The organism is Cupriavidus sp. CER-90, from assembly GCF_057652055.1.
In genome coordinates, this window is the sequence record NZ_JBYGYM010000002.1 from 267,036 (window position 1) to 287,839 (window position 20,804).

The following is a 20,804-nucleotide window of genomic DNA, read 5'->3' on the forward strand; positions in this document are numbered from 1 at the left end:
CCGGATTTTGTGAAGGAAGGAAGCGCGATTGTACCCAAGCGAGGGCCGTCGGCCCACAAGCGGTTTGATGAATCCGTTCAATTCCGTTCGTCGGCGGCATCCAGCGGCGGCGTGCCGCTGGCGCGGCGGGTGAGCCAAAGGACACCCAGCAGGATCAGTCCGCCGCCGACGGCCTGCGTGGCGCCGATATGCTCGCCCAGCAGCGCGGCCGCCAGCGCCACCGTGACAACCGGTTCCAGCGTCGACAGCATCGACGCCTTGGACGCCCCCAGCTTCTGCAGGCCGGCGAAGAACGTCAGGATGGCCAGCACCGTCGACACCAGCGCGATGGCCACCAGCGCCAGCCAGCCGCCGCCCGTGGACGGAAACTGCGGCGGCACGCCGGCACCGGTGCGCAGGATGCCGACCGTCACATAGACCAGCGCCGCCGCCGAACAGATCACCGTGGTCGTGGCGATGGCATGGATGCCCGCCGTCACGCGCGCGCCCACCACGATGTAGACCGAATAGATCACGGCGGCCGCCACGCCCAGCGCGATGCCAAGCGGCTCGCCCTCGCCACCGCCCACGGTCAGGCCCGCGCCGACCGAGCACAGCACCAGCGCGATCACCGCCGCCGTGGTCAGCCGTTCCTTGAGAAAGACCGCCGCCAGGATCGTCACGAACAGCGGATAGAGATAGAGCAGCAGCGCCACCAGACTGGCCTGCGCGTGGTTCAGCGCCGTGAAGAAGCAGTAGGACTGGCCGACGTAGCCGATGCCTCCCATCGCCGCCAACGCCAGCACGCGCCGCCATGGCGGCAGTGCGATGCCGCGCGTGCGCATGACGAACGCCATGGCGATGGCCGCCACCACGAAGCGCACGGCCAGCAGGCCATAGACATCGGCACCTGCGGCATAGGCGAATCGCGCGAAGATGGCCATGGCGCCAAAGGCGCTGGCCGACAGCGCGATCAGCAGCACGCCCGCTAGGGTGTCGCGGGCGTGGCCCAGGGTGCCGGTGGCGGAGGCGGTCATAGGAGCGAACGGAATCCGAAAGCTCGCATTCTACGCACGCGGCGGGCTGGCCCGGCAGCATTCGGACCGCTGCACTACAATAGCGGCCATCATGTTCAATCCCTCACGAGAAGAAGTCCGCCGTTTCTTCTGCGAAGCCTGGCAGAAGCGCGTCGCGGGCAATGTCCTCACGCCGCTCGAGGCCATCGCGGTCGACTGGATCGACCAGCATCCCGAATACCACGACCAGCTCGACGATGCCGAAGGCGCCGTCGCACGCGACTACACGCCCGAGGGCGGCCAGACCAACCCGTTCCTGCACCTGGCGATGCACCTGTCGATCTCCGAACAGGTGTCGATCGACCAGCCGCCCGGTATCCGCGCCGCGTACGAGGCACTGACCCGCCGCCTGGATTCGCCGCACGCCGCCCAGCACGAGATCATGGAAGCGCTGGGCCAGATGCTCTGGAATGCCCAGCGCAACGGCATGCCACCCGACGGACAGGCCTACGTGGACGATATCAAGCGCCGCGCGGCGGGCTGAGCGTCCGACAAACACCGACAAGGGCCTCGGGCGCCGCATGCTACCCTCTTGCGGTCGCAACTCCCGGCCATGCCCGCCCCGCCCGACCCTGTCGGTTGTGCCTTCCGGTGCGGCGTGCCGTTGTCCCATGCCATTTGCCCTTCCCGTGCGCGCCGCCCGGCGGCGTGCCGCCCGGCCTGTGTCCGCCCTGGTATCCGCGCTAGTCATCGCGGGCGCCGTCATGGTGCCGGTGGCCGCCCACGGTGCCGTGGCGCTGCTGCAGCCGCCGCGCCAGATCGACGGCACCCGGCCGCTGACGCTGACGCTGCTGGTCACTGCCGATGCCGATACCCGCCGCTACGCCGTGCCCGATTCGCTGCAGGTGACGGCCTCCGGAGACCTGGCCGCCCCGATCCGCATCGCACTGACGCGCGTGGGCGGGGGGCCGGCTGTGCTGAACCTGCGTCCCGGCGAATCCCGTACGATCAGCTACCGCGCCGAATGGCCGGCCGACCTGCGCGGCCAGGTGCGCCTGGACGTCACCGGCATCGACGCCGCGCCGGTTCTGGTGACGCTCAACCGCGCGCCGGTGCCGGGCCAGACGGCGCCCGCGACGTCGCAAGCACCCCTGGCGGCCACCACGCCTGCGGCTTCCGCCCCGGAGGGCAAGCCGCCTGTCACGCCCATCGTCACCGCGGACAACAACGCCCCGGCGCCCGCCCCGGCCGACCTGCGCGATGCCCAGCGCCTGTCGTTCAACGAGCCGATGTACCTGATGTTCGGCGCGCACGACGGCGCCAACGCCAAGTTCCAGATCAGCTTCAAGTACCGGATCTTCGAAGGCAAGGACCCGAATTCGAAGTCGGTGCTGGACAACCTGTACTTCGCCTACACACAGTTCTCGCTCTGGGACCTGGCCGGCGACTCGCGCCCGTTCAAGGACACCAACTACCGGCCCAGCCTGTATTACTACCTGTCGGATACCGGCGTGAAGAACAGCGTGCTGAGCCGCCTGTCGGTCGCCACCGGGTTCGAGCACGAATCGAATGGCCGCTCCGGCGACGAATCGCGCGGGATCAACACGCTGTTCGTCAAGCCGACGATGTATTTCGGGGACCAGACCGACTGGCACTGGCGCGTGGCGCCCAAGCTCTACGCCTACGTGGGCAAGAGCGACAACGAGGACATCGCCCACTATCGCGGCTACATGGACCTGAACATCGCCTACGGCAAGCCCGATTCCTGGGAGCTGGCCGCCACGCTGCGCAAGGGCACGCGCAAGGGCTATGGCAGCGTCGATACGCAGCTGACCTACCCGCTGGCGCGGCTGCTGCCGGGCACGGCGGGCTTTCTGATGGCCGGGTTCTTCTACGGCTACGGCGAAAGCCTGCTCTATTACAACCAGAAGACGCCGTGGCAGTTCCGCATCGGGTACGCGCTGTCGCGCTGAGCGCGCGGAATCGCCTTCGCGTGACGACGGTCAACCCGCCAGCGGCTTGCCCTCGGCCTTGAGGCGCGCATTGCCGACTGCCGCCGCGAACTGGCCGTAGCCGTGCCAGCCGGTGGCGCGCCCGAGCTTCTTGCCCCTGTGGAAGAACATGAACACGGGAATGCCGTGCAGGCCGAAGCGGCGGCCCAGTTCGGGATGCGCGTAGACGTTGGTGTGCAGCCAGCGCAGGTTCAGCACGCGCAGCTTGTCGGGATCGGCCAGGATGGCCTTCTTGGCCATTTCGCAATTGAAGCAGTCCACGCCCCAGAAGAAGACGCAGACCAGGTCGTCGCCTGCCCCCGCAATGGCGGCATCGATGGTGTCGGGGCCTACCGGCTGCATGCCCAGCGCATCGAAGGCGCGGTGATCGAGATGGGGTGCGTGGTGAGGGTCTTGCGCGTCGGACATCGTTGGGGACCTCCGGAAACAGCAACGCCCGGCAACCTTGCGGCCACCGGGCGTCTTTCAGACGATTACATCGAAACGGCTCAGCGCGGCGCCGAGACGGCCACCAGCGCGGGACGCAACACGCGATCGGCAATCGTATAGCCGCGTTGCAGCACTGCCACCACGGTGTTCGGTTCCTGTTCCGACGGCACCATCGAGATGGCCTGGTGGCGATGCGGATCGAACTTTTCGCCAACGGGGTTCACCTCGACGATCTTGCCGCGCTCGAAGGCCGCGGCCAGCTGACGCGCCGTCAGCTCCACGCCTTCGCGCATCTTGGCCAGGTCGCCGGTGTTGTCGGCCAGCGCAGCCTGGAGGCTGTCCATGACCGGCACCAGATTGTCGGCGAAGTTCTCGATGGCGAACTTGTGTGCCTTGGCGATCTCTTCCTGCGAGCGGCGGCGGATGTTTTCGCCCTCGGCCGTGGCACGCATGAACAGGTCGTAGGTTTCCTTGACCTTGGCTTCCAGCTCGGCCACCTGCTGGGTCAAGCGTGCCACGTCGTCGGGACCGGCGGCCGCAGCCTCGGGCGCCGGCGCTGCCGCGGCGTTGGCCGCCTGCTGCGTGTTCGTATCTGGCGTCTGATTCTGTTCTTCCATGTCGATTCGTATCAAAAATGCAAAACCTCGGCCCGCAACGTCTGCGGACCGCGGGGTGGATCGGATGCCAATCGGCAAGTCTAGCCGCACATGGCGCCACGCTTCCAGTTTTTCAAGTGTGCGGGTTCAGAGACCCCGAAATACGCCGTTACAAAGGCCTGTTTGATGCGATCCCGTGTTCATTGATTTGCTGCAACGCAAACACTAAGATTCAATGCAGGAAAAAATGACAAAAATAACGGGAGCAGAAAGGTGGATCAATTTGGTGCATCTTCGGGACGCTTCGCCATGCACAAGCTACCAGTCGTGACGTTCTGTGTCGTCGCCGTTCTGTCGGCGATGACGGCCTTTATCTGTCTGTCCGAAGCGGTGGCGCCACGCGACACCGAGTATGGCAGCGGCAAGGCCGTCTTCAAGCACTACCTCGTGCAGTACGTCCGTTAACCCCACCCTCACACCGCCCGGCCGCGGCAGCCCTGCCGTGACCGGATCGCTGACATTTCCGATTTCCTACCCTCTGAAATTGTCGATCCTGCGCCGGTCGCGCTTGGTCGGACGCCCCTGCAGTTCCGCGGTCGGCTCCGGCTGCATGCGCCGCCGATCAGACTCCGCCTGGCGCCGGGCCTGGCTTTCCGGGGTTTCCTCATAAGTGCTCTGGGCGATCGGCGCCGCGCCGCGCGACGCCGGCACGCCCTTCACCACCACCTCCCAGCGCTGCTGATGGGCGTCGAGCACCACGGTATCGCCGGGCTTCACTTCCCTTGAATTCTTGACCGGCTGCCCGTTGACCGTCACCCGGCCACGGTCCACCGCCTCGGCCGCCAGCGAGCGGGTCTTGAAGAACCGCGCGCACCACAGCCACTTGTCGATGCGCATCCGCGCACCCGCCTCGAAATCCACTTGCATCGTCAAATCCTTCCCGACGGCTTGCCCGCCGCCATGGCTGCCCTTCAGGCCGCCGCGCCGCGTGCCTGGGCACGCCCGCGCCGCGCTTCCAGTTCGTGCGGGTGGGGTATGGACAGCGGCCAACCCTGCAGATGCTGCAGGGCAATGTCGGCCAGACCGGCGATCCAGGGCTCGGCATCATTCAGGCAGGGAATGAAATGGAAGTCCTGCCCGCCTGCCACCCGGAACTCGCTCTGCCCTTCCATCGCAATTTCCTCAAGCGTCTCGATGCAGTCTGCCGGAAAACCGGGGCAGAACACATCCACACGTTGCGTGCCCACCCGGCCCAACTCCGTCAGCGTCGGCGCGGTATAGGGTTGCAGCCATTCGGCCTTGCCGAAACGGGACTGGAACGTCACCTGGTACTGGCCGGGCTGCAGGCCCAGCGCCTCGCCAAGCAGGCGCCCGGTCTTCAGGCATTCGCAATGATAGGGGTCGCCCAGATCCAGCAGCCGGCGCGGCAGGCCGTGGAAGGACAGGATCAGCTTGTCGCCCCGCGCAAAGTCGGGCACGCCATGGCGCGTCCAGTAGGCCCTGACCTGGGCATCCAGCGCCGCGATATAGGCGGGATGATCGTGAAAGTGCTTGATCAGCCGCACTTCGGGCTGATTGCGCCATCCGGCCAGCACACGGAACAGCTCGTCGAACGCGGTGGCCGTGGTGGTGCCCGAGTACTGCGGATAAAGCGGCAGCACCAGGATCTGTTCGGTGCCCTGCCGGCGCAGCGCCTCCATGACCGAGCCGATGGACGGATTGCCATAGCGCATGGCGCAGGCCACGGTCACGTCATGACCGAGCTTGTGCATCAGCAACTGCAGCGCATGCGCCTGGCGCTCGGTGTGGACCAGCAGCGGCGATCCGGTCATATGCGCTTCGCGCAGCCAGATCGATTCGTATTTCATGGCCGACGCCCGCGAACGGAATGGCAGGATCAGCCCATGCAGGATGGGCAGCCAGGCCAGGCGCGGGATCTCCACCACGCGCGGATCGGACAAAAACGCCTTCAGATAGCGGCCCACCGCCTTGGGCGTGGGGGCGTCGGGGGTGCCGAGGTTGATCAGCAGGATCGCGGTGCGCGGCGGCTGGCCGTGCTGGTATGCCGGTTCAGGCGAAAACGTCATGGGGTTTCCGTTTCGGATGCCGGGGCGCTGGCAATCGGGAATGGGGTCGGGAACATGCAATGGTAGCCGGCCGGCGGTGCCCGGCCCGTAAGGACAGACACCGGCACCGCATCAGGAGTTCTGGCTCAGCGCGCTCGACAGCAGCCTGGCCGTGATGTCGACGATCGGGATCACCCGCTCGTAGGCCATCCGCGTCGGGCCGATCACGCCCAGCGTGCCGACGATCTGGCCATCGACCCCGTAGGGCGCGGTGATGACGGCCATGTCCTCCAGCGGCACCAGCTGGCTTTCGCCGCCGATGAAGATCTGCACGCCCTGCGCGTGGCTGGACACGTCCAGCAGCTGCAACAGGCTGGTCTTGTGCTCGAACACGTCGAAGAGCCGCCGCAGCTTGTCCATGCTCGACGACAGGTCTTCCACCTCCAGCAGCCGCCGCTCGCCCGAGATGACCACCTGCTCGGTATTGTCCTCGGCCATCGCGCTGCTGCCGGCCTCCACGGCGGCCTGCATCAGCGACGACATGTCGCGTCGCAGCGCCTGCAGTTCGCCGCGCAGATGGTCGCGCACGGCATTGAAGCTCATGCCCGCGTAGTGGGTGTTGAAGAAGTTGGCGGCCTCGATCAGCTGGGCCGGGGTGTACGACAGTTCGGTCTGGATGATGCGGTTCTGCACGTCGCCCTCGGGGCTGACGATGATCAGCAGGATGCGCTTGTCCGACAGCCGCATGAATTCCACCTGCCGGAACGCCTGGGCGCGCCGTGGCGTCATCACCACGCCGGCAAAGCGCGACAGGTTCGACAGCGTATGGGCCGCCGCCGTGATCATCCGCTGCGGGCCCAGTTGCTGGCTGGCCATCTGCCCCTGGATCTCGTCCTTCAGGCCGGCCAGTTCGGCGTTCAGGCCGGGCGGGCCTTCCAGCGGGCGCGCCGTCAGCATCGTGTCGACGAACAGCCGGTAGCCGCGGGGCGTGGGCACCCGGCCGGCCGACGTATGCGGGCTGGCAATGAAACCCATTTCCTCGAGGTCCGACATCACATTGCGGATGGTCGCCGGCGACAGGTCCAGACCCGAGTACTTCGACAGGGTCCGCGAGCCCACGGGCTGCCCCTCGGCGATGTATCGCTCGATCAGGGTCTTGAGCAGCGTTTTAGAACGTTCGTCCATGATGCTGGGGATTTTAATCAAAACTGGCCCGTTCGGGCGTCCGCCCGCGCATGGCGGGCGCACGATCGCTGCGGCCGGCAGGTGCCGCCGGCACCCGTTCCGGCGGCGCCGGGCCGAAGCTGGCAATGGGCATCCCGGTATGTTCTAATCCCGCCATGTCTGCCCCCTCAAAGACCAGCGCCCTGCGCGCTCCGTTCAAGACCGTCGCCCTGGTGGGCAGGCATTCGACCGCCGGTATCGAAGGCCCGCTGGAGGAACTGGCGTCCTGCATCTTGCGCAATGGCCAGGATGTGGTGTTCGAGCGCGAGACCGCCATGGCGACCGGACTGACCGGCTATCCGGTGCTGAGTCCCGACGAAATCGGCCGCGAGGCCGACGTCGCCGTGGTGCTCGGGGGCGACGGCACGCTGCTGGGCCTGGCCCGCCAGCTGGCCGGGCACGAGGTGCCGGTGATCGGTGTCAATCATGGCCGGCTGGGCTTCATGACCGACATTCCACTCGAGGACGTCACCCGGACGCTGCCCGAAATGCTGGCCGGCCGCTACGAGGCCGAATGCCGCATGCTGCTGGAATCGCGCGTGATCCGCGACGATGCCGTCATTTTCTCGGCGCTGGCGTTCAATGACGTGGTGGTGAACCGCTCCGGCATCTCGGGCATGGTGGAACTGGCCGTCTCCGTGGACGGTTATTTCATGTACAACCAGCGTTCGGACGGCCTGATCGTGTCCACGCCCACCGGCTCCACCGCCTATGCGCTGGCCGCCGGCGGCCCGATCCTGCATCCCACGCTGTCGGGCCTGGTGCTGGTGCCGATTGCCCCGCACGCCCTGTCGAACCGGCCGATCGTGCTGCCGCACGACGCGGAAGTCACGATCGAGGTGGCCAGCGCGCGCGATGTCAGCGTCAACTTCGACATGCAGTCGCTGGCGTCGCTGCTGCCCGGCGACCGCATCGTCGTGCGCCGCTCGGCCAAGACCGTCAACCTGCTGCACCCGCTGGGCTACAACTACTACGCCACGCTGCGCAAGAAGCTGCACTGGCACGAGTATCCGACCGAAGACAACCGGCTCTGAGCCCGCCCCTTCCCCGTTTCCGCCTGACGCCACCTACCGCTCAAGATGCTGCGCAGCCTGTCCATCCGCGATTTCGTCATCGTCGACACGCTCGACCTCGACTTTTCGGCCGGATTCACCGTATTTACCGGCGAAACCGGCGCCGGCAAGTCGATCCTGATCGATGCGCTGGCCCTGGTGCTGGGCGAACGCGCCGATGCCGGCGTGGTCCGTGAAGGCGCGGCGCGCGCCAGCATCAGCGCCACCTTCCTGACCCATCCCGCGCTGGACGCCTGGCTGGCCGAGCGCGAACTGGCCGGCGACGACGACACCGTGCTGCTGCGCCGCACCGTCGATGCCTCGGGCCGCGGCAAGGCGTTCATCAACGGCGCCGCCGCCACGCTGGCGCAGCTGCGCGAGGTGGGCGACCAGCTCGTGGACATCCACGGCCAGCACGCACACCAGCAACTGCTGCGCCCGGATGCCCAGCGGCACCTGTTCGACGCCCACGCGGGGCTGACCGAGCAGGCCGGCGCGGTGGCCGAGGCCTGGCGCGCCTGGCGTGCCGCGCGTGCGCAGCGCGAAGCCGTGGAACACCAGTCGCGCGAGATGCAGCTCGAACGCGAGCGGCTCGAATGGCAGGTGGGCGAGCTCGACAAGCTGGCGCCGCAAGCCGGCGAATGGGAAGAGATCCAGGCCGAGTACAACCGCCTGTCGCATGCGGCCGGCCTGATCGACGGCAGCCGCGCGGCGCTCGACGCGCTGTCCGAATCCGATGGCGCCGTGGCGTCCGTGCTCAACGGCGTGGTGCACCGGCTGCAGCAGCTTGCCGATGTCGATCCGGGCCTGCGCGACGTGCTGGCCGCCCTGGAACCGGCGCTGGTGCAGGTCGAGGAGGCCGCCCATTCGTTGACCCGCTACGTGGACCGGCTCGAACTCGACCCCGAGCGGCTGCAGGCCGTGGAAGAACGGATGCAGGCGCTGCACACCACGGCGCGCAAGTACCGGCTGCCGCCGGAGCAGTTGCCCGACGAACTGCTGGCCCGCAAGCAGCAACTGGACGACCTGCAGGCCGCCCAGGACATCAACAAGGTGCTGGCGCGCGAAGCCGCCGCCCGCGCCGCCTACCTGACGCTGGCGCAGCATCTGTCGGCCGCCCGCAAGGTGGCCGCCGCCGCCCTGTCGGCCGCCGTCACCGATGCCATGCAGGGACTGTCGATGGCCGGCGGCACCTTCGCCGTGGCCCTGCACCCGCTCGAAGAAGGCCAGAGCCACGGGCTGGAACAGGTGGAATTCCTGGTCGCCGGCCACGCGGGCGTCACAGCCCGGCCGCTGGCACGCGTGGCATCGGGCGGCGAACTGGCCCGTATCAGCCTGGCGATCTCGGTGATCACCAGCGAGGCCGCGCCCACCCCGACCCTGATCTTCGACGAGGTCGACACCGGCATCGGCGGTGCCGTGGCCGAGGTGGTGGGCCGTCGCCTGCAGGAACTGGGCCGTTCGCGCCAGGTGCTGTGCGTGACGCACCTGCCGCAGGTGGCCGCGCAGGCCGGCGCCCATCTGCTGGTCAGCAAGGAAAGCAAGACCGACAAGGCCGGCGCGGTCACGCGTTCGCGCATCCGCCTGCTGGATGCCGAAGGCCGCGTCAGCGAGACCGCGCGCATGCTGGGCGGCGCCACGGTCACGGCCACGACGGTGCAACACGCCGAAGAGATGCTGGCGCAGGGTGCCCGCGCCGCGGCGCAGGCGGCCAATGCGCCGCGCGAAGGCGGCGGCCGGAAGCCGCGCCGCGCGGCGGGCTGAGCCCCATCGCCCGTGCAAACCGGCTCCCACGCAAACAAGGACAGGAGTTTCAAACCGATGACCCATGGCAAGCTGCCATCCACCCGCCGCACCAAGGTTGGCCCGGTGGTTGTACCGACCGCCGGCCGGTTCGCCCGTCACCTGGGTGCCTCCGTACTGGCGGCGCTGAGCCTGACCGCGCTGACCGCCGTGTCGGGCTGCGCTTCGGAATCGAAGTCGTTCGCGCCGCCGCGCGGCAGCATCACTGACGACCGTGCCATCGGCGACATCCTGGTCAAGTTCGCGCCGCCGGAGGTCACGGCATCGGAGGATGCCGGCAAGCTGCTGGCCGAAGTGCAGGGTCCGGTGCGCTACGTCGTCAAGCGGCCGATGTCGGGCGGCGTCTGGCTGGTGACGGCGATCACGGCATCGGCCGATGTCACGCTGGATCAGGCCGTGGCCACGCTGCAGGCCGCGCCGCGCGTGGCATCGGCCACGCCCGACCGGATGCTGCGGCCGCATCGCGGCAAGCCGGTCAGCCGCGACATGCCCAACCCGTAAGCCCAAAGCCCAAGGCATCCGGCGCGCAACGCCAACCATACTGATCTATCAGCAGTTCTGTCAGCAGTCCGCATCAAACGTTCTCCACGGGAGTGCAGATGTCGTACGCAACGCTGAAATTCCGCAAAGGATCGATCGCGCCGGTCTTGCTGGCGATGGCGGCCAGCGCCCTGCTCGGCCTGCCGGGCGTCTCCCGGGCCGACGCCGCCATGCCGGCGGCATCGGCATCGGCGTCGGCATCGGCTGCCGCGCCCGCCTCGGCCGCCTCGGCCGCATTCGCCCGCATCGGACGACCGGCGCCACGCTACACCGGCAACTACATCGTCCGCTGGCGCGACGGCAGCCAGACCATCGACACCAGCGCCGACACCACGCGCATGCGCCGCGTGGAATCCAATACCGGCCTGGCGCTGTCGGTCAGGCGGCCGATGGCCAACGCCATGCAGCTGCTGACGGTCAAGGACAGCCGGGGCGACGATCCGGAGACCGTGGCCAGGCGGCTGCGCCAGGACCCGCGCGTGGCCGATGCCGTGCCCGACCGCTGGCTGCAACTGCACGACACCGTACCGAACGACACCGATTTCGCGACCCAGTCGCTCTATATGGGATCGCCGGTAGTGACGCCCGGCGCCGCCAACCTGTCGCGCGCCTGGGACCGTTCGCGGGGCAGCGCCAGCGTGGTGATCGCCGTGGTGGACACCGGCTATCTCAAGCACCCCGACTTGGCGGACCGGCTGATTGCCGGTTATGACTTCATCAGTGCCACGTCGGTATCGGTCGATGGCGACGGACGCGACACCGACGCGCAAGACCCCGGCGACTACGTGCCGTCCGGCAGCACCTGCCCCGACGGCTCCGGCGCCACGGACAGCAGCTGGCATGGCACGCGCGTGGCCAGCGTGCTGGGCGCGGCCACCAATAACGCCAGCGGTATCGCGGGGGTGGACTGGAATGCGCGCATCCAGCCGGTGCGTGTGTCGGGGCGCTGCGGCGCCCTGCTGTCCGATACGGTCGATGGCATGCGGTGGGCGGGCGGCCTGACGGTGCCCGGGGTGCCGAACAACCCCACGCCGGCCAAGGTGGTCAACGTCAGCCTGGGCGGCGGCACCTGTTCGAGCATCGAGCAGCAGGCCGTGAACGACCTGAACGCCGCGGGGGTGATCGTGGTGGCCGCCGCCGGCAATTCGGCCGGCGCGGTCGAGGCGCCGGCCGACTGCGCGGGCGTGATCGCCGTCACGGCGCATGCCAACGATGGCGAAAACGCCAGCTTTGCCAATGTGGGCCCGCAAGTGACCATCAGCGCGCCCGGAGGCGGCTGCGGCAACTCCAAGGTCATCGTTTCCAACAATGTGGCGACAGGCTGCACGGGGGGCCAGTCGTTTATCCGCACGCTGTCCAACGCGGGCACGGCCGGACCGACCACCTACAACACCATCAGCTCGCAGGGCACCAGTTTCTCGGCGCCGATGGTGTCGGGCGTGGTGGCGCTGATGCTGGCGGTCAACCCGGCGCTGACGCCCGCCCAGGTCACCGCGGTGCTGAAGACCACGGCACGCGCCCATCCGGCGGGGACGTACTGCACGCGCAGCGGCAACACCGGCAAGTGCGGCGCGGGCCTGCTCGACGCCGACGCCGCGCTGGCGACGGCACCGAATCCGCCGGCCACCGGGTCCACATCGACCAGCACGGCCGCCGATAGCGGCGGTGGCGGTGGCGGCGGCGGTGCGTTCTCGCCGTGGAGTGCGGCGGTGCTGCTGGTAATCGGGCTGGTTGGCTTCGGCACGCGGCGGCGGGCGCTGCGGTAGACCCAACCGCGACGCAAGCGCCGGCCCTCTCCCCCGCCCCTCTCCCGCTCGCGGGAGAGGGGAGAACACCCCAGGCACGCCAGCGCCACCGACTTGCTCCTGCGGAAGAGGGAGAACACCCGAGGCATGCCCAGCGCCACTGGCTTGCTCCCCTCTCCCGCACGCGGGAGAGGGGCCGGGGGAGAGGGCCGGCCTGTCAATCAGCGCCGCCGCTGGCCCCACCATTCCTGCAGCAGCCAGCACGCCAGGCCGGCCACCGCGCCGGCCGCGTGCGCACCGCGTACCACGCCGAAGCCCCACGATGGATCGAACACGATGGCCGCCAGCCATGACTGTTCGATCCAGACCTTGCCCAGCACGATCACGCACGTCGCCACTCCGATCCAGCGCGACCACCCGGGGGCCTGCAGCAGCCGCAGTGCCGTCCACAGCGCCAGGCCGTGCGTGGCGCCGGACAATCCGCCGTACCAGCCCACCTCGGGCATGCGCAGCAGCGCCACCTGCACGGCCACGCCGCAGATCAGCAAGACCGGCAGCATCTCGCGGATACGGGCGGCGCGGCCGGCAAGCAGCAGCAGGCCCGCCGTGGCGGCCACGTCGGACAGATAGTGGCGCCAGTCCAGATGCGCCCACATCGCCGTCAGCATGCGCCACCATTGGCCGTCCAGACGCACGGCGTCACGCACATAGAGCCCGTGCGCGTGCCACCACGGCACAAAGGTGAACAGCGCGGACACGGCCGCCACGCCGGCCACGGTGGCCAGCATGGCCGGCCATCCGGGCAGGCGCGGCCGCTGCGTTGGCGATGGCCGCCATGGCGGCGGCGCGGCCGGCGACCGCTGCACGGCGCTCATCCGCGCCTCAGCGTTCGCCGAACACCGATTGCCAGAGCGCGCGCACCGACGCGGTCTGCCCGGCCACGCTGTCGGGCGCCACGCGCGCCTGGTCCTGGCCGTCGAGCCGCAGCTTGTGCTGGCGCGCCCGGAACAGCCGGTAGGCATCGCCCACGGCCAGCGCCAGCCCGGCGTCGATCAGGTTCAGCACGCCGGCCATGCGCAGCAGCGCGATATTGCCCGCGTTGCGCGTCAGTTCCGGATGCGCGCCGCTGTGCAGCAGCACCAGGTACTGCACCGTGAATTCGATATCGACCATGCCGCCGCGATCGTGCTTGAGGTCGAACAGTGGGGTCGGGTTGGGATGGCCCTCGGCCACCTTCGCGCGCATCTGCACGATTTCCTCGCGCAGCGCCACGGCATCGCGCGGCTGGCGCAGGATCTCGTCGCGCAGGTCCTCGAACCGGTTGCCGATGTCGCGGTCGCCGGCGCAGAAGCGGGCCCGCGTCAGCGCCTGGTGCTCCCAGACCCACGCGGTGTTGTCGCCCTCGCGCAGCTGGTAGCGCCGGAACGCGTCGAAGCTCGTCACCAGCAGCCCCGCCGCGCCGTTCGGCCGCAGCCGCGTGTCCACGTCGAACAGCATGCCCGCCGCCGTATGGCTGGTCAGCCAGGTGATCAGCCGGCGCGCGTACGCGGCGTAGACGTCGGGCGCGCGTTCATGGTCGTCGTCGTACAGGAAGATCAGGTCCAGGTCCGACGCGTAGCCCAGTTCCTTGCCGCCGAGCCGGCCGTAGGCGATGACCGCGAAGCGCGGCGACTCGCAATGGCGCGTGGCCAGCTGGCGCCACACCACCTGCATGGTGACCTCCAGCATGGCATCGGCCAGGTCCGACAGGCGGTCGGCCACCTGCTCCACCGTCAGCAGGCCCTGCAGGTCCTGCAGCAGGATGCGGAAGGTCTCGGCATGGTGCTCGCGGCGCAGGATGTCCATCTGCGTTTCGGCCTGCCCGTCGGACGCCTGCAGCCGCTCCGACAGGCGCTGGCGGAAACCGGCCCAGTCCGGCGCGCCGGCCAGCGCATCGCTGTCCAGCAGTTCGTCGAGCAGCTGCGGATGCCGGGTCAGGTAGGTGGCCGCCCAGCGCGACGCGTGCAGCGTCTGTGCCACGCGATCCATCGCCTGCGGGTATTCGGACAGCAGCGACAGGTAAGAGGCCCGGCGGCTGATCGCATCCAGGAAGTCCAGGAAGCGCGCGATGGTGGCGTCGGCATCGTCCTGCTTGACCGCCAGGTCCAGCGCACGGTTGACCAGAAGATCGAAGCGGCCCCGGCTGGTTTCCGACAGCGCGCGATAGCGCATCGACGTGCCGATGGCCCGCAGACGGTCGTAAAGCCCGGTGCAGTCGCTGAAGCCCGCCGCCTGCAGCGCCTGGCACGGCGACGACTGCGGATCGGTCTCGTCGTCATCGTCGCCCGGGTTCGACTGCGTGGCGCGCGACGCCATTTCCTCGCGCACCAGCGCCGGCCACAGCGGCTCGCTCTGCGCCGTCTCGCCGTCGGCGAACGGATCGGCAAAGGTGGCTTCGAACTGCTGCGCCACCGGGTCCATCAGCGTGTTCATCTGCGCGACCAGCGCGTCCCAGCCGGCGCAGCCCATCATCAGCGCCACGGCCTGGCGTTCGTCGTCGGACGTGGGCAGGTGATGCGTCTGGGCGTCGTCGCGGTACTGGAGCCGGTGTTCCAGCTGGCGCAGGAAGCGGTAGGCATCGGCCAGCTGCTCGGCCTGGCCGGCCGGCAGCAGGTTGCGCGCCACGGCCACGTCCAGCACTTCAAGGGTGGGTCGCACCCGCAGGGCCGGGTCTTGCCCGCCACGGATCAGCTGGAACACCTGGGCCATGAACTCGATCTCGCGAATACCGCCCCGGCCGAGCTTGATGTTGAACGATCGCTGGTTCACGCCATGGCCCGCCAGCCCGCCGCTGCGCTTGGCCGCTTCCGAACGGATCTGGGCGTGCAGCGAGCGGATGGCGGCGATCACGCCGTAGTCCAGGTAGCGGCGGAACACGAACGGCGTGGTCATGCGGCCCAGCAGCGCGGCGGCGCGCGCGGCATGCGGGGTATCGACGACCGACACCACGCGGCCCTTGATCCACGCATAGCGTTCCCACTCGCGGCCCTGCACCACCAGGTACTCCTCGAGCATGCCGAAGCTGCAGACCAGCGGGCCGGCGTCGCCGTTCGGGCGCAGGCGCATGTCCACGCGGAACACGTAGCCGTCGCCGGTGACTTCCGACAGCAGCGTGATGAGCCGCCGGCCCAGCCGGATGAAGTATTCGTGGTTCGACAGGCTGCGCGACCCGCCGCGCGTGTCGCCGTCCTCGTCGTAGAGAAAGATCAGGTCGATGTCGGACGACACGTTGAGCTCGCGCCCGCCCAGCTTGCCCATGCCGACCACCACCAGTTCCTGCACCTCGCCGCTCTGGTCGCCGGTGGGCTGGCCGAAGGTGGCCGCCAGGTCGTCGCCAAGCACGCGCAAGCCATACTGGATCGACAGTTCGGCCAGGTCGGTCATGGCGCCGGTGATCTCGGCCAGCGTGGCCAGTCCGCGCAGGTCCCGCTCGATCACCACGCACATGACTTCGGCGCGCAGGCGCCGCAGCGCCTGGCCCGCGGCGGCCTCGGCATCGGCCGATGGCGCGTGCAGGGCCTGCAGGCGAGCCTCCATCCACTCGCGCGTGATCGGGCCGGCCACGGCTTGCGCCACCACGCCGGGCAGCCCCGCGCGCGCGGCCAGCACGCGCCGCGCGTAATGCGAGTACGCCGCCGAGTACAATACGTGACCCTCGCAATCGGCGGGGGTCAGTCCCTGCGCCGTCATCGTGGCAAAGGCCCCCTGGGCCATGTTGCCGATCGGTCCGGCGGCGCCCGGCGATGCCAGGATCGAAGTGGTTCCGGCGCCATCCAGCGGCGGCTGCGGGCCAGTCGATGCCGGGGCGGTGCCCGCGGCGGAACTCGTCGGATCAGGGACAGTCATTCCAGTTACTTTGCTTTATCGGGCAGGCGCCGTAGAGACCGCGGTGGCGCTTGCGCGCACCACTTTGGAGAGCGGCTAGTATTGTCGGATAATCTGCGCATGTCCAGCCGCCCCACCGCCCCGGACGACGGTTCCGCATCCCCCCGCGCGGGCAGTGACGGTACCGCCGCGGTCGCCGCTCCCCCCGCTTCGCAACACGCCGCGCCCGGCCGTGGCCGGCGCGTGCTGGCGCGCGTGCGCAAGGGACCGGGCCTGGTCTGGCAAGGGCTGCGCGCGCTGGCGCGGCACCCGGCCTGGGGCCGGCTCTGGCGCATGCTGGTGCGCATCGTGGCCGCGCTGGCCGCGCTGGCCATCGTCGCCGTCCTGCTGATCCGTTTCGTGCTCTGGCCGCAGGCCCATACCGCGCGCCAGTGGCTGGAGCAGCAGGGGTCCGCCGCGCTGACCGCCCATCTCACGATCGGCCAGCTCGACACCTACTGGGATGGCTGGCATCCGGCGTTCCGCGCCAGCAACGTGCAGGCGGTGGACCGCGACCGCCGCATGCTACTGTCGGCCGGCACGCTCGAAGGCAAGCTGTCCTGGCAATCGGTGCCCGCACTGGCCTTGCAGTTCGCCAGCCTGACGGCAGACCGCACCGACGTGCTGATCCGCCGTACCGACAAGGGCGCGCTACTGGTGGCCGGGGTGCCGATCGAGGCCACCCGATCGTCCAGCGAGGACGATCCGTTCCTGAACTGGCTGCTGTCGCAGGGCCATATCGAGCTGAAAAGCGGCAAGCTGCGCTGGCTCGACGAAAAGGCGAAGCTGCCGCAACTCGATGTGGCCGACATCCACTTCACGTCCGAGCGCCACGGCGTGCAGCACGCGGTACGCCTGGAGGCACGCAGCGCGTCGCTGGCGCCGCAGCCGCTGGTCTTCCAGGCCAGCCTGCGGCACGACTACCTGCATGGCGCCGGCAACTGGCGGCATTGGGCCGGCCAGGCCAGCTGGGCCTTCAACCAGCTGCAACTGCCCGTGGTGCAGCGATACCTGGCGGTCTTCGACAATGTCAACAGCGGCGTCTTCAGCACCGACGGCACCGTGGAAATCCGCGGCGGCCATGTGCTGCGCAGCCAGCTGCGGCTGCGCGCGACGGGCGTGGACCTGCTGCTGACGGGCGCCACCGAGCCGCTCAAGCTGACCAACGCGCAGGCGCTGCTGCTGCACAAGGGCGACCGCACGGGCAACAACTCGCTGACCATCGACACGCTGCTCTGGCAGGGCGAGCCGCAAGCCGGGCCGCCTTCCGCCACCGATGCGTCCTGGCGGGATGGCATGCGCAAGGTCACCATCGACTGGGCCCGCGACAACGCCGGCCAGTTGCGCAAGTTCGCGCTGCGCGCGCCGACCTTCGACCTGAACACGGTGCGCGCGCTGGCCACGTCGATGCCGATCGATACGGCCATGCTGCGCCAGTTGCGCGCGCTGCAGCCGGCCGGCCATATCGACAATCTCGACGTCACCTGGTCGCGCGAGCGGGCCGGCCTGCTGTCGCGCGGGCCCGGCGCGCCGCACTACACGGTGCAGGGCACGCTGCGCAGCGTATCGGTCAACAGCCAGCCGGCAGTGCCGGCCGTGGGCCCGGACGGCAAACCCCACACCGGCACGCCCGGCTTCAGCCGCCTGTCCGGCAATTTCAGCTTCGACGACCGCCAGGGCACGGCGCGCGTGGACAGCACCGGCGCCACGCTGAGCTTCCCCGGCGTATTCGACGACCCGCTCGTGCCGTTCGACGAACTGCGCGGCGAAGTGCGCTGGCGCCACGACACCGACAACAAGCTCGTGGTGACCACCGAAGGCATCCGCTTTGCCAACGCCGACACCGCCGGCACGGTGCGCGGCAGCTGGCGCGCGGGCGGCGACGGCCATAGCGGCATTGCCGACCTGTCCGGCGAGCTGGATCGCGCACTGGCCAACCGTGTGCCGCGCTACCTGCCGTCGACCATGCCGGCCACGCGCCACTACCTGGAAGGCGCGCTGGTCGGCGGCGAAGCCTACGACGTGAAGTTCCTGGTCAAGGGCGACCTGTACCACTTCCCGTTCCACCCGCCGTTCGCCAAGGCCGGCGACTTCCGCGTGGAAGTACCGGTGCGCAACGTGAGCTACCAGATCGCCCCGCACGAGACGGGCCCGAACGTCGGCGGCACCGCCGGCGGCAACGGCGCGGGCGCCAACGCCGCCGCCGGCATGGCCTGGCCCGATTTCACCGACATCTCCGGCGACCTGCTGTTCGAGCGCAGCACGATGTCGTTCCAGGTCAAACAGGCCGGCGTACGCGGCATTCCGGGGATCGTGCTGCGCGACGTCGGCGGCAGGATCGACGACCTGAGCGACCACGGCCACCTGGCGGTCGACGGCGGCGCCACCGGCCCGGTGCAGGGCTTCCTGCGCTATGTGGCCACCACGCCGGTCAGGGGCTGGACCGCCAACGTGACCGATAACGCGCGCGCGCCGGGCCACGGCGAACTGAAACTGAAGCTGGACCTGCCGCTGAGCCATGCCGCAGGGTCGAAGGTCAACGGCGAATTCCGCTTCCCCGGCAACGACGTGACGCTGTTCCCGGAACTGCCCACGCTGTTCGGCGCCACCGGCGCGGTCGCCTTCGACGAGCACGGCTTCCAGCTGCACAATGTGCGCGGCCGCTTCCTGGGGGGCGAAACCCGCCTGACCGGCGGCACCCAGCCGGACGGCACCACCCACGTGGCGATTGGCGGAACGGCCACGGCACAAGGGCTGCGCGATGTCCTGGGCGCTGGCGGCGCGGCGCTGGGCAAGCGCATCGAGGGCAGCACGTCGTACAGCGCCGTGGTGGGCGTGCGCGACAAGCGCCTGCAGGTGCAGATGGCCTCCGATCTCAACGGGCTCGCGCTCGACCTGCCGCCCCCGCTGGCCAAGCTGGCGGGACAGGACCTGCCGTTGCGCTTCGACCTGCGCCCGTCGGCCACCCGCGCCGGGCTGGACGACATGACGATCCAGTTCGGCAACCATGCCGCCGCGCGCTACGTGCTGCGCCGGGGCGACACGACCGAAGTGATCGCGGGCGGCATCGGCGTCGGCCAGCCTGCCCCACAGCCGGCCAGCGGCGTGACCGTGGCGATCAACACCGACCGGCTCGACGTGGACGCCTGGCGCTCTGTGCTGGACCCGGCGCCGGGCGACCGCCAGCCGGCCGGCGACGTGGACCGTTCGTCACCGTTCCTGCCCGAGCGCGTCAATGTGCGCACCAAATCACTCGATGCCTTCGGCCGTGTGCTGAACGACGTGACGATCGACGCCAACCGCGAAGGCGGCGGCTGGGCCCTGCAGATGGCATCGCGCCAGATCACCGGCAACGGCCAGTGGCGGCGCGACAGCACCCATCCGGCCGGGTCGCTGACCGTGCGGCTGTCGCACCTGGACATTCCCGACGCCACCGACGACGGCCACATGACCGAGGCCATCACGCGCAGCGTCGAGGAAATGCCGGCGCTGGACCTGTCGGTCGAGCGGTTCGTGCTGCATGGCCGCGACTTCGGCAAGCTGGAGGTCAAGGCCCATACCAGCCACACCGACAACCAGCCGGTCTGGACCCTGGACAGCCTGAGCATCGAGCAGCCGGGCGCCACGCTGACCGGCAGCGGCAGCTGGCGCCTGCCACGCCGCCTGCGCGAGGCGGCGGCGCAAGGCAATGTCTCGCCGACCGAAGGCCGCCGCACGCTGCTCAACTTCAAGCTCGACGTCCGCAACGCCGGCGAGGTGCTGGACCGCTTCGGCCTGCCCCACACGGTGCGCGACGGCAAGGGATCGCTGGAAGGCCGCATCGCGTGGCGCGGGTCGCCGATGTCGATCGACTACCCGAGCCTGTCTGGCCGGCTGAACCTGAGCCTGGAAAACGGCCAGATCCTCAGCGTGGAACCGGGCGCGGCGCGGCTGCTGGGCGTGCTGAGCCTGCAGAGCCTGCTGCGCTTTGCCACGCTCGACTTCCGCTCGCTGGCCAGCAAGGGGCTGGTGTTCGACGACATCACCGGATCGGGCACCATCGAGAACGGCGTGGGCAAGATCGACGAATTCCGCTTCAAGGGCAGCCAGGTGATGGCCTCGATGACCGGCACGGCCGACCTGCTGCATGAAACGCAGGACCTGCAGGTGGCCGTGGTGCCGCGCATCAACGCCACCACCACATCGGTGGCGGCCGCGTTCATCAACCCGGTGCTCGGCATCGGCACGCTGGCGGCTCAGTTGCTGTTCGCGGACGAGGTCTCGAAGGTCTTCACGCAGCACTATCATGTGAGCGGATCGTGGGCCGACCCCAAGGTCACCAAAGTGGAGGACAATAAGTCGCGCCAGGCGCCGGTTCAGGACCGTTCGGGCATCTTTACCCGCTGAAGCCGCGCGATCCGGTGCTCTGCCTACCCCCAACGACCCCTCCCCGCCCCCAC

General features: G+C 69.2%; 16 protein-coding genes. 8 read left to right on the forward strand and 8 right to left on the reverse strand.

Annotated features, from left to right (window positions below; all coding sequences use genetic code 11):
* Nucleotides 1-77: 77 nt before the first annotated feature.
* Nucleotides 78-1,016 carry a DMT family transporter gene (locus AC24R4_RS11730; protein ID WP_400395720.1) on the reverse strand — a complete coding sequence of 313 codons (939 nt, stop codon included), beginning with the start codon at nucleotides 1,014-1,016 and terminating at the stop codon, nucleotides 78-80.
* A gap of 91 nt (nucleotides 1,017-1,107) precedes the next feature.
* Between AC24R4_RS11730 and AC24R4_RS11735 the strand changes: the two genes are divergently transcribed.
* Both AC24R4_RS11735 and AC24R4_RS11740 read left to right on the forward strand, forming a co-directional pair.
* Nucleotides 1,108-1,539 carry a DUF1841 family protein gene (locus AC24R4_RS11735; RefSeq protein ID WP_153948954.1) on the forward strand — a complete coding sequence of 144 codons (432 nt, stop codon included), beginning with the start codon at nucleotides 1,108-1,110 and terminating at the stop codon, nucleotides 1,537-1,539.
* A 127-nt stretch (nucleotides 1,540-1,666) separates the two neighbouring features.
* Complete coding sequence (locus tag AC24R4_RS11740) at nucleotides 1,667-2,968, forward strand: phospholipase A (RefSeq protein WP_487523166.1); 1,302 nt, start codon at nucleotides 1,667-1,669, stop codon at nucleotides 2,966-2,968.
* Nucleotides 2,969-2,998: 30 nt separating this feature from the next.
* Here the strand turns inward: AC24R4_RS11740 and AC24R4_RS11745 are convergent, their stop codons facing one another.
* Together AC24R4_RS11745 and grpE are read right to left on the reverse strand one after the other, a co-directional pair.
* Nucleotides 2,999-3,415, reverse strand: coding sequence for a thioredoxin family protein (locus tag AC24R4_RS11745; RefSeq protein WP_400396125.1), 417 nt, complete (start codon nucleotides 3,413-3,415; stop codon nucleotides 2,999-3,001).
* Between the two features lie 80 nt (nucleotides 3,416-3,495).
* Entirely contained in the window at nucleotides 3,496-4,053 is a 558-nt protein-coding gene (grpE, locus tag AC24R4_RS11750; RefSeq protein WP_400396127.1) for a nucleotide exchange factor GrpE, read from the reverse strand.
* Nucleotides 4,054-4,341: 288 nt separating this feature from the next.
* Between grpE and AC24R4_RS11755 the strand changes: the two genes are divergently transcribed.
* On the forward strand, nucleotides 4,342-4,497 hold the full coding sequence (locus AC24R4_RS11755; protein ID WP_180863143.1) for a hypothetical protein: 156 nt from the start codon (nucleotides 4,342-4,344) through the stop codon (nucleotides 4,495-4,497).
* A 66-nt stretch (nucleotides 4,498-4,563) separates the two neighbouring features.
* On the opposite strand, the gene AC24R4_RS11760 is transcribed toward AC24R4_RS11755, so the two are convergent.
* From AC24R4_RS11760 to hrcA, 3 genes are all read right to left on the reverse strand, one after another.
* A complete protein-coding gene (locus AC24R4_RS11760) occupies nucleotides 4,564-4,959 on the reverse strand; it encodes an RNA-binding S4 domain-containing protein (protein WP_400396129.1) in 396 nt (131 codons plus the stop codon).
* A 44-nt stretch (nucleotides 4,960-5,003) separates the two neighbouring features.
* Nucleotides 5,004-6,119, reverse strand: coding sequence for a ferrochelatase (gene hemH, locus AC24R4_RS11765; RefSeq protein ID WP_487523167.1), 1,116 nt, complete (start codon nucleotides 6,117-6,119; stop codon nucleotides 5,004-5,006).
* 111 nt (nucleotides 6,120-6,230) lie between these two features.
* Nucleotides 6,231-7,283: a heat-inducible transcriptional repressor HrcA gene (gene hrcA / locus AC24R4_RS11770; protein ID WP_400394952.1), complete on the reverse strand. Its 1,053-nt coding sequence runs from the start codon at nucleotides 7,281-7,283 to the stop codon at nucleotides 6,231-6,233.
* Between the two features lie 155 nt (nucleotides 7,284-7,438).
* On the opposite strand from hrcA, the gene AC24R4_RS11775 reads away from it, so the two are divergent.
* From AC24R4_RS11775 to mprA, 4 genes are all read left to right on the forward strand, one after another.
* Nucleotides 7,439-8,356 (forward strand): NAD kinase, encoded by a 918-nt coding sequence (locus AC24R4_RS11775; RefSeq protein WP_400394951.1) that lies wholly within the window; start codon nucleotides 7,439-7,441, stop codon nucleotides 8,354-8,356.
* Nucleotides 8,357-8,401: 45 nt separating this feature from the next.
* On the forward strand, nucleotides 8,402-10,138 hold the full coding sequence (recN, locus tag AC24R4_RS11780) for a DNA repair protein RecN (RefSeq protein ID WP_153948962.1): 1,737 nt from the start codon (nucleotides 8,402-8,404) through the stop codon (nucleotides 10,136-10,138).
* Between the two features lie 57 nt (nucleotides 10,139-10,195).
* Nucleotides 10,196-10,678 (forward strand): hypothetical protein, encoded by a 483-nt coding sequence (locus AC24R4_RS11785; RefSeq protein WP_400394949.1) that lies wholly within the window; start codon nucleotides 10,196-10,198, stop codon nucleotides 10,676-10,678.
* A gap of 209 nt (nucleotides 10,679-10,887) precedes the next feature.
* Complete coding sequence (gene mprA, locus AC24R4_RS11790) at nucleotides 10,888-12,483, forward strand: MprA protease, GlyGly-CTERM protein-sorting domain-containing form (RefSeq protein WP_400394055.1); 1,596 nt, start codon at nucleotides 10,888-10,890, stop codon at nucleotides 12,481-12,483.
* A gap of 200 nt (nucleotides 12,484-12,683) precedes the next feature.
* Here the strand turns inward: mprA and rrtA are convergent, their stop codons facing one another.
* Nucleotides 12,684-13,337, reverse strand: a complete 654-nt coding sequence (gene rrtA / locus AC24R4_RS11795) for a rhombosortase (RefSeq protein ID WP_487523168.1) — start codon at nucleotides 13,335-13,337, stop codon at nucleotides 12,684-12,686.
* Nucleotides 13,338-13,344: 7 nt separating this feature from the next.
* Entirely contained in the window at nucleotides 13,345-16,215 is a 2,871-nt protein-coding gene (gene glnE, locus AC24R4_RS11800) for a bifunctional [glutamate--ammonia ligase]-adenylyl-L-tyrosine phosphorylase/[glutamate--ammonia-ligase] adenylyltransferase (protein ID WP_400394056.1), read from the reverse strand.
* Between the two features lie 231 nt (nucleotides 16,216-16,446).
* On the opposite strand from glnE, the gene AC24R4_RS11805 reads away from it, so the two are divergent.
* Nucleotides 16,447-20,751, forward strand: coding sequence for a YhdP family protein (locus AC24R4_RS11805; RefSeq protein WP_487523169.1), 4,305 nt, complete (start codon nucleotides 16,447-16,449; stop codon nucleotides 20,749-20,751).
* Nucleotides 20,752-20,804 lie beyond the last annotated feature (53 nt).

Excerpts from the sequence above, each read along its gene's own strand:
- AC24R4_RS11730 (WP_400395720.1), bottom strand. The coding sequence starts at position 1,016 with ATGACCGCCTCCGCCACCGGCACCCTGGGCCACGCCCGCGACACCCTA.
- hrcA (WP_400394952.1), bottom strand. The coding sequence starts at position 7,283 with ATGGACGAACGTTCTAAAACGCTGCTCAAGACCCTGATCGAGCGATAC.
- AC24R4_RS11745 (WP_400396125.1), bottom strand. The coding sequence starts at position 3,415 with ATGTCCGACGCGCAAGACCCTCACCACGCACCCCATCTCGATCACCGC.
- recN (WP_153948962.1), top strand. The coding sequence starts at position 8,402 with ATGCTGCGCAGCCTGTCCATCCGCGATTTCGTCATCGTCGACACGCTC.
- hemH (WP_487523167.1), bottom strand. The coding sequence starts at position 6,119 with ATGACGTTTTCGCCTGAACCGGCATACCAGCACGGCCAGCCGCCGCGC.
- AC24R4_RS11740 (WP_487523166.1), top strand. The coding sequence starts at position 1,667 with ATGCCATTTGCCCTTCCCGTGCGCGCCGCCCGGCGGCGTGCCGCCCGG.
- glnE (WP_400394056.1), bottom strand. The coding sequence starts at position 16,215 with ATGGCCCAGGGGGCCTTTGCCACGATGACGGCGCAGGGACTGACCCCC.
- AC24R4_RS11755 (WP_180863143.1), top strand. The coding sequence starts at position 4,342 with ATGCACAAGCTACCAGTCGTGACGTTCTGTGTCGTCGCCGTTCTGTCG.
- AC24R4_RS11785 (WP_400394949.1), top strand. The coding sequence starts at position 10,196 with ATGACCCATGGCAAGCTGCCATCCACCCGCCGCACCAAGGTTGGCCCG.
- AC24R4_RS11805 (WP_487523169.1), top strand. The coding sequence starts at position 16,447 with ATGTCCAGCCGCCCCACCGCCCCGGACGACGGTTCCGCATCCCCCCGC.
- AC24R4_RS11775 (WP_400394951.1), top strand. The coding sequence starts at position 7,439 with ATGTCTGCCCCCTCAAAGACCAGCGCCCTGCGCGCTCCGTTCAAGACC.
- mprA (WP_400394055.1), top strand. The coding sequence starts at position 10,888 with ATGCCGGCGGCATCGGCATCGGCGTCGGCATCGGCTGCCGCGCCCGCC.
- AC24R4_RS11735 (WP_153948954.1), top strand. The coding sequence starts at position 1,108 with ATGTTCAATCCCTCACGAGAAGAAGTCCGCCGTTTCTTCTGCGAAGCC.
- rrtA (WP_487523168.1), bottom strand. The coding sequence starts at position 13,337 with ATGAGCGCCGTGCAGCGGTCGCCGGCCGCGCCGCCGCCATGGCGGCCA.
- AC24R4_RS11760 (WP_400396129.1), bottom strand. The coding sequence starts at position 4,959 with ATGCAAGTGGATTTCGAGGCGGGTGCGCGGATGCGCATCGACAAGTGG.
- grpE (WP_400396127.1), bottom strand. The coding sequence starts at position 4,053 with ATGGAAGAACAGAATCAGACGCCAGATACGAACACGCAGCAGGCGGCC.